Source organism: Asticcacaulis sp. DW145 (assembly GCF_037101385.1).
GTDB classification, from domain to species: domain Bacteria; phylum Pseudomonadota; class Alphaproteobacteria; order Caulobacterales; family Caulobacteraceae; genus Asticcacaulis; species Asticcacaulis currens.
The window spans coordinates 861,718-875,700 of record NZ_AP029024.1 but is presented as its reverse complement, the minus strand read 5'-3'; the positions used below and the strand labels follow the sequence as shown (position 1 = coordinate 875,700).

Sequence of the window (13,983 nt, the reverse complement as noted above, 5' to 3'; positions counted from 1 at the left end):
CATGCGTGCGTATCGCAGCGCAGACCGCGTCGCAGGTATACCACAGGGACAGGGACTGGCTATGAAGACGCTGATCTGGCTATGCGCGTGTCTGTGCGCGCTCGCCATGCCCGCACAGGCGGAAGGGTTCCTCAGGACCGAGGGTACACGCATCGTGGATGCGAAAGGCCAACCGGTAATTCTGCGCGGTATGGGGCTGGGCGGCTGGATGCTGCAAGAGGGCTATATGCTGGAATTGCCGCAGTTCGGCACCCAGAGCCGCATCCGGGCCGAAATAGAAGCGCTGATCGGGCCGGACAAGACGCAAGCCTTCTACACAGCCTGGCTCGATACTCACACCACCCGGGCCGATATCGACGCCATGAAGCGTTGGGGCTTCAACTCGGTTCGTTTGCCCATGCACTTCGCCCTGTTCACCCTTCCCGTGGACAAGGAGCCGGTGCCGGGTCAGGACACCTGGTTGGAGGACGGCTTTCGCCGCACGGACGCCCTGCTCGACTGGGCGAAGGCAAATGACCTCTATGTGATACTCGATCTGCACGCCGCGCCGGGCGGTCAGGGTAACGACATCAACATTTCCGACCGTGACCCGACCAAACCGTCACTGTGGCAGGACCCGGCGCATCAGGCCAAGATGGTCTCCCTTTGGCGGAAGCTGGCCGATCGTTATAAGGATGAGCCATATATTGCCGGATACGACATTCTGAATGAGCCCAACTGGGGCTTTGCCGACGCGTCGGACCGGAATGGCTGTCAGGAAAAGGGCAACGCGCCTTTGCGTGAGCTCATGGTGCGCACGACAAAGGCCATCCGCGAGGTCGATCAGCGGCACATCATCATTATCGAAGGCAATTGCTGGGGCAACAATTATGCGGGCGTGCTCGATGGCGGCCTGTGGGATCCCAACATGGTGCTGAGCTTCCACAAATACTGGAACTTTACGACGCGCGATACCCTGACGACTATTCTGACCCTGCGCGACAGGTATCAAGTGCCCGTGTGGCTGGGAGAGTCCGGTGAAAACGCCAACACCTGGTTTTCCGAAACCATCCGGCTGGTTGAAAGCGAAGGGATAGGCTGGGCGTGGTGGCCGCTGAAAAAGATCGGCTACAACAACCCCCTGCAGATCAAACCGAACGCCGGCTATCTCAAGTTGCTCGACTACTGGGCGGGTAAGGGGTCAAAGCCTTCCGCCGCAGAGGCGGAGGCCGCGCTGATGCAACTGGCGACACAGGATGTGGCCTACGCCCATAACCTGCAACGTCCGGACGTTGTCGACGCCCTGTTCCGTGCCGCACATTCAGACGAAAGCGTGCCGTTCCGATCGCATTACCTGCTCGCAAAAGGCGGCAGCCTCCCCGCGGCAGATTTCGATATGGGCCGCAACGGCATCGCTTATTGGGACACCACCGCCGCCAACCTGTACGTCTCAACGGGTGGAAAAGGCGTAACTTGGAACCCGCTACAGGCCTATCGCAATGACGGCGTGCAACTGGGGCAGGACAAGACCGGGCTCTATGTCACGCAGATGGTCGCGGGCGAGTGGCTGAAATACAGCTTCGTGGCCCAGCAGAGCGGACGCTATACCCTTAGCCTTGACGCCGAAGGCGGTGTCTTTGACATTTCGGTCAATGGCGGCCCGGCGGTTAAGGCCCCCGTCACCGTACCGCTGAAGGCCGGGTCCAACAGCGTGGTGGTGCGCATCGTCAAACCTGGGTCTAGGCTGCGTCGTCTGGTGTTTACAAAACGGTGAGGCTGATGCGGATGGTTGCCCCCTAAGACGTCGCACCCCACTCGCACGCAAAACCGCGCCGCTTCGCTTGAAGTGGCGCGGTTTATTTTTGTCTATGGCGTGGTTCAGTCGCGGCGCGACAACAGAAGCCCGATGACCACACCGGCGGCGGCGGCAATGGCCACCGAGGTACCGGGATGACGGCGGATCTGACGCCGCACAACCTTGGTCTTGTCCTCGGCCTCATCACGCGCCTCTTCCAGAATAACCTGAAGGCGGTCGATGCTGCCATTGATCTTGTCGCGGGTGTCCTGTGACACCTTCAGCTTGTCTTCGAGATATTCCAGCGCGTCGGTGATCGAGCGCGTGGTCTTTTCGGCAAGGGCTTCTGCAGGGGCTTTGTCGGCCATGAGCGGTCTCCTGTGGCTGGACTATAGATATAGGCTTTCCGTCGAAATATTGCATCCCACAAGAGGGTGAAAATACGGCAACCAAGATAAGGCTTCGGCAAAAAATAAGGCCCCGGTTTGCCCCGGGACCTTAGTCTTTTCTGATCTGTAAATGGAGATCAGTATTTGACGCGCAGAGTCACGCCGTAGGTACGCGGCTGGCCCATAAAGGCGTCGTAGGTGTTGGAGTCCAGCGCCTGGTTATAATAGGTGCCGTTGGGCTGCACCGTGGACTGGAAGCCGTTGCCTTGCAGCGGGGCGTTGATGACGACCTGCTTATAGGTTTCGTCGGTCAGGTTCTGCGCCCAGAATTCCAGCGTCCAGGCCTGATCCGGTGCCCCGATGCCGAAGCGGGCATTGAGCAGTGTATAGCCGTCCTGCATCTTGTACGGGATCAGGTCAGAGCCGGTATTGTATTCCGAGGAATATTTCGCGGCGATATTACCCGAAGCTCGCAGGTTTTCGGCGATATTGCCCGACCAGGTGACGGCCAGCGAGCCCGTCAATTCCGGGGCGAAGGACATACGCGCCCCCGGCAGAAGCGACAGTTGCGGGAAGCGCGCCGGATTGGACAGATCGGACGCCTTGAAGCTGCCGTACTTGGTGTCGGCATAGGCGATACCGCCCTGCACCGACAGGCCACGGATCGGCGTGGACCAGTAGATGTCGGCATCGACGCCCTTCGACTTCAGTTCCGGGATCGACTCGACCACGAAGGCCGTACCGAGGAAGGTGTTGAGCTGGAAGTCCTGATAGGTTTGGTCAAAGGCGGTGATGTTGAACAGCAGCTTGTTGTTCATCATCGAGGTCTTCAGACCCAGTTCGTAGGAATCCACCGTCTCCGGCTTGAAGTAGAGCGTGGAATCCGGCGTGATACCGGTCTGGGCGCGGTCGAGGTTGTAGCCGCCGCCCTTATAGCCACGCGCATAAGAGGCGTAGGCCATGACATTTTCGTTGAAGCGATAGGCGCCCTTCAGCGTGCCCGACCACTCCTTCTCGGTCACTTCGTTGGAGACGCGACGGTTATTAAAGGCCGCATTGCCCCAGAAGGTACACATATTGCCGACCACGGTCGGACGGGCGGCCGCCGGGATGGTTGCCCAGGCCCCGACCGGGGCATTCCCCAGCAGGCCCGAGCGGCCCAGAGCCGACGCACAGCCGACGCCGCCATCGGAATTGGTGTAGATCGCCGTCATCTTCTTGGTTTCCTGCGTGTAGCGCAGGCCCAGAGTGACTTCAAACTGATCAGTAAACTTGTAGCCATTGTTGGTGAACAGGGCGAGCGACTTCGACTCCTGCGTATAGTAGTCGAGCGCGCCCTGACCCGGCGTGTAGGAGGTGCCCGGCGCACGGCCCGTCAGGACCGAGACGGTCGGCGTCGTGGTGGGCAGGCCCAGCGCCTGAGCCAGCAGGATCGACAGATAGGTTTCGTACTGCGTGCCATAGACGTAGGAGTCGGTACGCTTCAGGTCTTCATCGGCATAGAAGGCCCCGACCAGCCAGTTCAGCTTGTCCGTCGCCCCCGCCAGACGCAGTTCCTGCGAGAAGGTGTCGAAATTGGCTTTGAAGTCGCCATTGTCGCGGCGATAGAGGATGTCGGCACCCGAATAGTCGATGTCCTGACCATTGGTGTTCTTCCACTTGCGCACGCCCGTGACTGAGGTCAGGGTCGAGTCAAGCCAGGCCAGCTTGATATTGGCTTCAACCGAGACACCGCCATCGGTGATCTGCTGCGTCGTCGGGCGGTTGGAATAGGCCAGACGCGCCTCAGGATTGGCGGTCGCCGCCACGCCGTTACCGGCGGCCAGCGTGTTGAGGGCGGCACCGGTCGGACCGGTGCGGGTCTGCACCGTGGCGCAGCAGTTTTCGTCGCGCTTCGAATAGTCGGCGATCACGCGGATCTTGTGGGCGCCCGGCGTGAACAGCAACTGCCCCCGAACTGTGTAGAAGTTCTGATCGGCGTCTTCCTTCAGGGTGCGCGGCCCGATGCCGGTATTGACGTCGTAGAAACCACCGCGCTCGCGCTTGGCCACGAACAGACGACCGGCGACAAGGTCTTCGGACAGCGGGCCGGTGATCGAGGCCGACACGCCCTTACCGTCATAGTTCGACACCGTGGCTTCGCCATCCATGCCGAATACGAAGGCCGGTTCCTTGGTGATGATGTTGATGACCCCGGCGGAGGTGTTCTTGCCAAACAGGGTGCCCTGCGGCCCCTTCAGCACTTCGATACGGCCGATTTCACCCAGATCGCCGAAGCCGACGCCGTTACGCGGGCGATAGACACCGTCGATCACCACGCCGACCGAAGATTCCATGCCGGGGTTGTCACCCACCGTACCGACGCCGCGGATACGGGCGGTGGTCAGGCTTTCGTTCTGGGTCGAGGTGACGGTCAGCCCGGGCGTCAGGACCTGCATGTCCTTGATGTCCTTCACGCCCGCATCCTGCAACAGTTTGGCCGACAGGGTGGTGACGACGATCGGCACGTCCTGCAGCGACTGTTCGCGCTTCTGCGCGGTGACGGTGATGACCTGCGGCTCTTCCTCGGTCTGGGCCTGAGCGGTCTGGGCCTGCGCCGCCGGGGTCAGGGCCGCAGCCGCACCTAACGCCATGACCATACCGGAACAGGTTACCATCAGTGTGCGGTTGAGGGAGAAGCGATTGTGAGTGTGTGCCTTTACGCGCATGTGTTTCCCCTAGGTCAATCAGGCCGCCCCTTCCCTTAAGGAAGGTTATCGCAAGGTAAACGGCGGTCCCTGTATTTGCCGGTTTTGTTTTTGACGTTGTTTTACGCAGACTCGCCCGAAGGTTTACTTCGCACGCACTGCTGCCCGTAATGATATGACACAAGTGTCAACAAAGACAATTTCAATTTCATCTCGCAACCGCACATGAAAAAACCGCGTAAGCCTTGCCATACAAGGCTTACGCGGCGTTAGCACTAGCACCACAGGCGGCAAAAAGGCCTGTAAATATTGACGGTTACGCAAACGTCAACTTGCCACACGCCTGCGTGACAAAACTATTGCGCCTGCACAGGCCGAAAGTAACGATCCCGTAATTACGCCGAGCTTTATGGCATTTTGGGCACTTTCCGCATGGTCAGCAAAGGCAAGAGCCCCCAGAAACAGGCTCATGGTGAAGCCGATTCCGCACAAAAGGCTGACGCCATAGAGCGCGCCCCAGCCGCTGTTTTCCGGCGCACGGGCGATTTTCAGGCGGATCGCCAGCCAGGCCAGACCGAAGACACCGACCTGTTTGCCGACAAACAGACCGAGCGCCACCCCCAGCATCCGCGGGTCACCCAGCGAGGCGAAGCTCATCCCCGCGAACGAAAAGCCCGACGCCACGAAGGCAAAGAAGGGCACGATACCGTAGGAAACCGGCGTATGCAGGTCGTGCATGAGGGTTTTCAAGAGGCTTTCTTCGCCGCGCGCCGGAGCGTCCAGCGTCACCATGAAGGCCGCCGCCACCGCCGTCAGAGATGTGGCCAGACCCGCCTTCAGGCTGAACGCCCAGGTCGCGATAAACAACACCAGATAGACGGCTTTCAGACCGCGCGCCTGATTCCGCAGGGCGTATTTGGCCAGCCCCATGATCACCAACAGACCAGCGATCCACAGGCACAGCAGCAGGTCGATGCCCGATGAATAGAAAAGGCCGATGACCAGCACCGCCCCCAGATCATCGACGATGGCGAGCGTCAGCAGGAAGACGCGCAGGCTGTCCGGCAAGCCCCGCCCCACCACTGCGAACACGGCCAGCGCGAAGGCGATGTCGGTCGCCATCGGCACGGACCAGCCGCGCAGATCGCCGCCGGGCAGGCCCGCATTCAGCGCCACATAGACCAGGGCCGGGGCCGCCATACCGCCGATCGCCCCCAATACCGGCAGGGCCAGCTTCTTCGGGTTCGACAGTTCGCCACGGAAAATCTCGTACTTGATCTCCAGCCCGACCACGAAAAAGAAGATGGCCATCAGGCCTTCCTTGGTCCATTTGAGCACCGACTTGTCTTCGACAAATGTGCCGATCTGCACCGGAATATGGGCGTTGATGAAGTCGAAATAGACCGCCGCCCACGGCGAATTGGCCCAGATGACGGCGATCAGGGCCGACAGCCCCAGAATAAAGCCAGCACCGGCTTCGGTTTTGAGAAATTCGAGGGTGAACTTCATCGGCGGTCTCCTTTTCCGCGGGCATGGTCAAAGGCCATGCGAGGGTTAAGTCCGGTCCGGACGGGTAAAATTGAATCGACTATTGCGAAAAACCGTAGCAAACCGGACGCCCTGTCCCAAGCAAAACCGGTCTGTCTCATGCCGATTTCCGCCCGATATCGCCCCGATCCGCGCCTCGCGGCCTCTGGCCTGCCGCTGGTCGATGCGGTGCGCGCCGCCGACTTTCCGCGGACGGTTTTAAGATACCGCAATGACCGCGCGGCGGCCTCGGTCTGCCTTGAGGGTTTGAGCGACGACGAATGGATCGCGCACTTCGGGCGTTTCACGTCCCTGCCCGACAATCAGGCCGAACCGCTGGCCCTGCGCTATCACGGTCATCAGTTCCGCCACTACAATCCCGACCTCGGTGACGGGCGCGGCTTCCTGTTTGCCCAGATGCGCGATGCGCGCGACCGCCTGCTCGATCTTGGCACCAAGGGCTCCGGTACGACGCCGTGGTCGCGCGGTGGCGACGGCCGCCTGACTCTGAAAGGCGGCGTGCGCGAAGTGCTGGCCACCGCGCTTCTGGAAGCGCTGGGGGTCAACACGTCGAAGAGTTTTTCGCTGATAGAAACGGGCGAATCCCTGCGCCGTTATGATGAACCGTCTCCGACACGGGCGGCGGTTCTGGTGCGCCTGTCGCATTCGCATATCCGCTTCGGCACATTCGAGCGCTTGGCCTATCTCAATGAAACCGAGGCCATGACGGCCTTGGTGCGCTATGTGGCCGACGTCTATTACTCGGACCTCGGCGATCATCAGGGGCAGGACCTGACGCACGCCCTGTTCGATGCCGTGGTGACGAAGACCGCGCACCTGACGACCCAGTGGATGTGCGCGGGCTTTGTGCACGGCGTGCTCAATACCGACAATATGAATATCACGGGGGAGAGTTTCGACTACGGCCCCTATCGCTTCCTGCCGCACTATGAGCCGGGGCTGGTGGCCGCCTATTTCGACGAAGGCGGGCTCTATGCCTATGCGCGGCAACCCGATGCGGTGTTCTGGAACCTGACGCAACTGGCGCGCTGCCTCAGCCTGATCGGCGACAGCCAACCGCTGATCGACAGCCTCAACGCCTTTTCCGAGCGCTATCAGACGGTCATGGCCACGCAGTTCTGCCGCCGACTGAATATCGCCCCGCAAGGCATGGAAACGGAGACGCCTCTGATGCAGGCGGCCTTCCGCATGTTGAGCGCCGCAAAAACGCCGGGCAGTTTTGAAGGGTTCTTCTTCGACTGGTTCGGCGGCTCGCTCAGCGAAGCCCGCGCCCTCAATGGTCCGCGCGCGGAGGTCTATACGCACCCCGACGCCGCCGACTTCAGGAGGCTGATCGGCAGCTATACGCCCGCCGATGCGGCAAAGCTCTCACATCCGCTGTTCGCCCAAGCCACCCCGGCAACCCTGCTTTACGATGAGATCGAAGCCTTGTGGAAACCCATAGCGGAAGACGACGACTGGTCGCTGTTGTATGAAAAGCTGGCGGAAATCGAGCGTTATCGCGAGGGGTTGGGGTTAAACGCCGAATAGATCCGGTCCGATATCGCGGGCCCCGTGAAGTATGCGGTCAATCAGTACATCCTCACCGTCCAGCATGTAAAATATCGAATAGGGTTTATAAACAGCCCTCCGGATATCACCGCCAGGGTGTTCGATCAAAGGGTGACCACGCGGCGCATCGACAAGACGCAAACAGGCCCGATGAATCTCGGTGACAAAGCTGACGGCCCGTCGCGGGTTATCCTGCGCGATGAAATCGGCAATGCCTTCGAGATCGCGCAATGCCTGCTCTGAAAAGCGGACTTTCATATGTTGGCATCAGCCGGAATCATCGCCTGATACTTGGTGATCAATCTTGCAAACGCCTCTTCGGCGTCCACATACCCGCTGTTGCGGCCCTCGTCGATCAGCGCTTTCAACTCGGCGATCTGGCGTTCGCGGGCCTGCTGCTTGTACTTCCAATCGCGCAGGGCGTCGCGCACCACCTCACTGGCCGAGGTATATTCGCCGCTCTCGACGGCGTCGCGCACCATGGCCGCCATATCGGCAGTCAGGGCAATACTAACCTTTTCCACACGCGGCTTATCATCGGCCATGAGGCACCTCCGGTACGAATAAGTAGTAATTTATACCACCACTCACAGCACCGAACAATTGGTGATCTGGCTGAAGGCCTCCAGCGCGGCAAAGCCCACCACCGACGTGCCGTGACGATCCAGTTCCGGCGACCACACGGCAATGGCGGCCTGTCCCGGCACGATGGCGACGATGCCGCCGCCGACGCCGCTTTTGGCCGGCAAGCCGACGCGATAGGCAAACGACCCCACCGAATCGTACACGCCGCAGGTCAGCAGCAGGGCATTAAGTCGCCGCGCCTGCCGCGTCGGGAACACCGTCTCTTCGATGACCGGCGAAAACCCGCCCGCCGCCAGCGGCAGGGCCGCGCGTGCCAGATCGCGGCACGACAGGGTAATGGCGCATTGGCGGCAATAGGCCGCGATGACGGCTTCGACCTCATGATGCAGCGTGCCCGCCCCCTTCATCAGGTTGGCAATGGCGCGGTTCTTGTGCGCGGTGTCGATTTCCGAACGCGCCACGGCCTCATCTATGGTCAGGGCGCTCTGGCACAGGAAGCCCATATAGTCGCGCACCGTCAGGTCCGGCCGCCGCGTCCCTTTGAGCAGCATATCGACCACCGCCAGCGCCCCGGCATTGATAAACGGATTGCGCGGAAACCCCGCCTCGTGCTCAAGCTGCGACAGGTAGTTGAAGGGCGTCCCCGACGGCTCCTTGCCCACCCGCGTCCACACCTCATCGCCTATGCGATTGAGCGCAATCCCCAGCGCAAACAGCTTGGTGATCGACTGCGCCGAAAAGGGTTCATCGCCGTCGCCGACGACGTATTCCTGGCCATTTACAGTGCGCACCGCCATGCCGAACTTCTTCGGATCGACGCTCGCCAGTTCGGGGATATAGTCGGCCACCTGCCCCTTGCCGAATTGCGGCTTCACCGTCTTTTCGATCTGCGACAGGACTTCGGGCAGGGACAGTTCGTGTTTCATAAGCTCAACTTATGGCGAGTCGTAGGTTAGCCGCCCGTAAACACATAGTCCGCGACGCGACGCATCACTTCGCGCCTCTCGGCGTCCGATAAGCGCCCGCCACTTGTATAGATACAGACAATCTCAGGAGGCTCGTTCTCTGACCAGATAACGGCCACATCGTTGAGGGCCCCATTCGCTCCACGTCCTGTTTTGTCGGCTACGACGGCTTTGCGATTTTCGGGCACCCCGGCCCGAATGAGATCACGTCCGGTGGAAGCCTCAACCATCCAATGCTTGAGAAGCGAAACGGACGGCCCTGACAACACCTTCTCAAAAAAAACCTTTTGAAGCAGCAGAGCCATCGCCTTGGGGGTGGTGGTGTCGCGCAAATCATCCTTTTCATTGCTATTCAACCATGGCTCGTAGCGATCAAAGAGCGTCTCCGTGTCCCCCAAAGTACGGACAAAATCCGTCAACCCTTTTGGCCCGCCGATCAGTGGAAGGAGCAAATTCGCCGCTGAGTTGTCAGAGACAGACACAGCAGCGACGCAAAGCTCTGAGAGGGTCAGTTGCCCCTGCGCGAGATGGGCCTGAACCACGGGCGCATATTCCAGCACATCCTTTTTTGTGAATTTTACCAACTCGTCAAGTCGATGGAACCCACCGTCCACGGCTTTCAGAATGGCCGCCGCCAACACCCACTTAAAGGTCGAGCACATGGCAAAGTGCTCATCCCACCTGTACCCTCTTTCATTTTCAGCGGTATCTCGGTTGAGTTGGTAAACGCCAATGCGCTGTTTCGTCCGGGCCTCTAACTCTGCACACCATTCATCCAATGTTTTGAGACACGCGCACCCTTCGGAGGGAAAACTTACGCCACCGAAAAAGGTGAACCCCGCGCTTGCCGCAACGCCGATACTGCCAACACCGGCTAATCCTGCCAGAAGCTTTCGCCGATCACGCACAGCCCTTCCCCTCCCTAAAGGTTAGCCCCTCTCGGTCATACGAGAGGGGCCAATGAAGCCTATTGACCGGCCTTCGTATGTTCATCCAGCCAGTCAAACACCGTCCTGTGCCACTTCAGGGAGTTCTGCGGCTTCAGCACCCAGTGGTTTTCATCCGGGAAGCGCAGGAACTTTGACTTCACGCCATTCATCTGAAGCGCCGTGAAGGCACCGATCCCCTGTTCCGGGATGACGCGGAAGTCCTGATCGGAGTGGATGACCAGCATCGGCACCGACCAGTCCTTGGCGTGCAAAGCCGGGTTGAACTTGTCGTAGTTTTCTGGGTGATCGTAAACATTGCCGCCGTTTTCCCACTCCGAGAACCACAGTTCCTCAGTGGCGTAGCCCATCGAGCGGTTGTCAAACAGGCCGTCGTGATTGACGAGGCACTTCCACGGGGCCTTCCACTGCGAGGCGATCCAGTTGATCATGAAGCCGCCATAGGAAGCCCCCAGCGCACAGGCGCGGTCCTTATCGAGGAAGCTGTATTTCGACAGGGCATAGGCATAGCCCTTTTGCAGGTCTTCGAGGGGGCGGTCGCCCCAGTGCTGGCTGATGGCATCGGTAAAGGCCTGACCGTAGCCGGTCGAGCCGTGGAAGTCGATCATGATGACCGCATAGCCCGCGCCGGCATAGGCCTGCGGGTTCCAGCGATAGGACCAGCTTTCGCCAAACGAGCCCTGCGGCCCGCCATGGATCAGAAACGCCACAGGGTACTTTTTGCCTTCGACATAGTTGGCCGGCTTCAGGACGTACCCATGCACGGTTTCGTCATTCCACCCTTTGAACGCGAACTGTTCAAACGCCCCAAAGGCGCGGTTTTGCAGCACCGGGTCATTGAGGGTGGTCAGCGGGGTGGCCCCGTCATCAATCAACCTGGCCTTTGGTTTGGATACAAACAGTTGCGACGGATAATCCATGCCGCTTTTGATAAACACAAAGCGGTCCTTCAGCGGCGCGAAGGCATCCATGTGGCCGCCCTTCGACAAGGGCGTCACCTTGCCTGAGGCGATTTCGACGCGGAACAGTGGCGTCTTACCGACATCGCCGGCGACGACGTAGAGGCTCTTGCCATCCGCCGCCCATTTCAGGCTGTCGGCCGAGCGATCCCAGTCGGCAGCAATCTGCTTCGTCTCACCGGTCGCCAGATTGCGCAGGAAGATTTCGAACTGATCGGCCTCAAAGCCCGGACGCTTCATGGCGCGATAGGCCAGCCACTTGCCGTCAGGCGACACCTCGGCCCCCGTATCCCAGGCCTTATTGGCCTCGGTCAGGTTGGTTTGTGTGGACGGGGTGGCGAGATCGACCTTATAGATGTCGAAATTGGTCGAACGCGGCTCGTCCTTGCCGGCGATACGCACCGAATAATAGACGGTCTTCCCATCGGGAGAGAAGCTGTATTCCGCCTCGTCACCAAACGGTTTGGACGGCACGTCACCATCAACACCGGCGGTCAGCGATACCGCAGCCCCGCCGCTCAGCGGCACGTAAAACAGGTGGTTGCGCGTGCCGTCGGCCCAAGTGTCCCAGTGGCGCACGAACAGGCGGTCATAGATGACGCCGGTGGATTTGTCGGCCTTCTTTTCGGCCTGCACCTTCAGCGTGCAGTCGATCTCTTCGGTCTTGCACGCCTCCTCGATGGCCAGCGACAGGACCAGCCCCTTACCGTCCGGTGACAGCTTGTACGACCCGACATCGAGCGGCAGCTTGGTCACCTGCACCGCTTCGGCGTCGTTGAGATCGGTTTTCCACACCTGCATTGAGCCCGAACGCGCCGACAGGAAATAGAGCGCGCCATCGGCGCCCCATTGCGGCGACAAGGCCCCGCCCTTCGACGCGGTGGTCAGTTCCTTTGAGGTGCTGGTCTTGAGGTCGCTCAGCCACAGGGTATTGACCCCCTTGGTCTTTTCGGCGTTCAGCGTGCGCACCTGAAAGGCCGCGTGGGTTTCCGCCTTGTTCACCGTCAACCCCGACAAACGCTGCATAGCCACAAGGTCGTCATAGGTGAAAGGTTGCTTGCCCTGCGCCTGAGCCGAAAGAGCAGGGAAAAGAAGCGCGGCGGCCAGACCAGCCGTGGCGAGAAGACGAGACTTCATAGGAAACCCGTTGGTTACAACAGAAAGGAAGCGTTGTTAGACCGCGCTTTCGCTGACCTGTCGAGTCCGCCCGCCGGAGTCCGGGTTAAAAATTGGTAATATTCCGGTGAGGCCTATTTCGAGGCGACCAGCAGTCGCGGCCAGTAGTCGGCAAACATGTACTGGCGCGTCGCATCGGCCGGGATGTCGAACTCAGACCCCTTATACCAGGGTGTGCAGGTGCGTTGCGCCGGGTCGAGATTGCCCCATTGCAGCTTCGGGCACGGCTCGGTGGACGGATCGATCAGATTGTCAACCGCACGGATTTCACCGCGCGACGAGGCTAGTATGCCGGCTGTGCGAATCTTGGCGATCTGGTTGCCGCCGACAAAGCCCGTGCCGTCTTGGATATTGATGGCGATTTCGTTCGACAGGATCTTGTTGTCGATGACACGCAGGCGATTAAGGCTGGACGTCACCCCGTGTTCCGAATAGTCGATCAGTGACCGCGACAGCAGGGCCTCACCACCGCCCGACAGGTTCAGGGCCGACGCAAAAAATTCGATCCGCATATCATCCATGGACAGGATGGAGTCACCGGAGTCGAGCTTGACCTCCATGCCCACCGCGCCTTCGCCGCGCTCGAACCCGCGCCAATCCGCCAGTTGCTGTACCGTCACGCCCGACATCTGCGAGTCGCCGCTGAGCACCGCATAGACGCCACCCGCCGTCGAGGTGATCCCCGCCTGTTCGGCATAGAGCTGCGCCGAATTGACCGCCACGGCGACCGTGCGCGTCTTGGCCACCACAAAGGCCGACAAGAGATTGAGACGCCCGCCGGAGATATGCACCGCCGCCGAATCGCCTTCGTAACGCACCGTGGTGTTTTGCAGGGTCACTTCCGATCCGGAGCTGTAAATACAGGCCGACTGGCCCCCGCGGCGCGAGGCGATCAGCATGTTTTTCAGCACGACCTTGCTGGCCTGCGGGTTAATGCGCAGACAGGATTCGCCATCCGGGGCCACCAGCACCGGCATACGCGAGTCGGCGCTTTCGCCGATAATCGTCAGCGACTGATTGATCATCAGGCTGGCGACGCAGGAGCGGTTACGCGCCACAAGCTTCAGCACACCGCCCGGACGCATCCGGCGTACCGTATCTTCGACATAGGCCTGACGGGCCGTATCGCAATTGATGGTCGCGCTCCATTTCGAGCCGTAATAGCCGTACCGGTTGTACGGCTTATAATACTTGCCGTGGCAGGTCTTGAGCTGCGCATCCAGCAGCACGCCGAAACAGGGCCGGGTCAGGGCCTCGGTACGCGCGGCATTATAGCCCGGACCGTAGCTTGCCCCATAGCTGGTCGCCGTCTGCGCCGATGCGGCGGACGCGCCACCAAGCAGGGTCGCCAGAAGGAAGACGATCTGCGCGGTAAAGGTGACAAGAGAGCGCATGGTCATTT

11 protein-coding genes are annotated in these 13,983 nt (G+C 60.3%); 2 read left to right on the top strand and 9 right to left on the bottom strand.

Annotated features, from left to right (window positions below):
* Positions 1 to 61 precede the first annotated feature (61 nt).
* Complete coding sequence (locus AACH73_RS04075; protein WP_338735497.1) at positions 62 to 1,753, top strand: cellulase family glycosylhydrolase; 1,692 nt, start codon at positions 62 to 64, stop codon at positions 1,751 to 1,753.
* Between the two features lie 104 nt (positions 1,754 to 1,857).
* Here AACH73_RS04075 and AACH73_RS04070 read toward each other — a convergent pair whose 3' ends face one another.
* From AACH73_RS04070 to nhaA, 3 genes are all read right to left on the bottom strand, one after another.
* Positions 1,858 to 2,142, bottom strand: coding sequence for a hypothetical protein (locus AACH73_RS04070; protein WP_272740497.1), 285 nt, complete (start codon positions 2,140 to 2,142; stop codon positions 1,858 to 1,860).
* Between the two features lie 158 nt (positions 2,143 to 2,300).
* A complete protein-coding gene (locus tag AACH73_RS04065) occupies positions 2,301 to 4,871 on the bottom strand; it encodes a TonB-dependent receptor (protein ID WP_338735496.1) in 2,571 nt (856 codons plus the stop codon).
* A 306-nt stretch (positions 4,872 to 5,177) separates the two neighbouring features.
* Positions 5,178 to 6,359: a Na+/H+ antiporter NhaA gene (nhaA, locus tag AACH73_RS04060; RefSeq protein WP_272740499.1), complete on the bottom strand. Its 1,182-nt coding sequence runs from the start codon at positions 6,357 to 6,359 to the stop codon at positions 5,178 to 5,180.
* A gap of 138 nt (positions 6,360 to 6,497) precedes the next feature.
* Between nhaA and AACH73_RS04055 the strand changes: the two genes are divergently transcribed.
* Complete coding sequence (locus AACH73_RS04055; protein WP_338735495.1) at positions 6,498 to 7,928, top strand: YdiU family protein; 1,431 nt, start codon at positions 6,498 to 6,500, stop codon at positions 7,926 to 7,928.
* Here AACH73_RS04055 and AACH73_RS04050 read toward each other — a convergent pair.
* The 6 genes from AACH73_RS04050 to AACH73_RS04025 form a co-directional block, all read right to left on the bottom strand.
* Positions 7,914 to 8,207 (bottom strand): type II toxin-antitoxin system RelE/ParE family toxin, encoded by a 294-nt coding sequence (locus tag AACH73_RS04050; RefSeq protein WP_272740501.1) that lies wholly within the window; start codon positions 8,205 to 8,207, stop codon positions 7,914 to 7,916. The genes AACH73_RS04055 and AACH73_RS04050 overlap by 15 nt on opposite strands.
* Entirely contained in the window at positions 8,204 to 8,494 is a 291-nt protein-coding gene (locus tag AACH73_RS04045; protein ID WP_338735494.1) for a type II toxin-antitoxin system ParD family antitoxin, read from the bottom strand. Before AACH73_RS04045 ends, AACH73_RS04050 begins: the two co-directional genes overlap by 4 nt.
* Positions 8,495 to 8,536: 42 nt before the next feature.
* Entirely contained in the window at positions 8,537 to 9,460 is a 924-nt protein-coding gene (locus tag AACH73_RS04040) for a glutaminase (RefSeq protein WP_272740503.1), read from the bottom strand.
* Positions 9,461 to 9,486: 26 nt separating this feature from the next.
* Positions 9,487 to 10,407: a class A beta-lactamase gene (gene bla / locus AACH73_RS04035; protein WP_272740504.1), complete on the bottom strand. Its 921-nt coding sequence runs from the start codon at positions 10,405 to 10,407 to the stop codon at positions 9,487 to 9,489.
* Between the two features lie 59 nt (positions 10,408 to 10,466).
* Entirely contained in the window at positions 10,467 to 12,542 is a 2,076-nt protein-coding gene (locus AACH73_RS04030; RefSeq protein ID WP_338735493.1) for a S9 family peptidase, read from the bottom strand.
* 113 nt (positions 12,543 to 12,655) lie between these two features.
* Complete coding sequence (locus tag AACH73_RS04025) at positions 12,656 to 13,975, bottom strand: hypothetical protein (protein ID WP_272740506.1); 1,320 nt, start codon at positions 13,973 to 13,975, stop codon at positions 12,656 to 12,658.
* Positions 13,976 to 13,983: the final 8 nt, after the last annotated feature.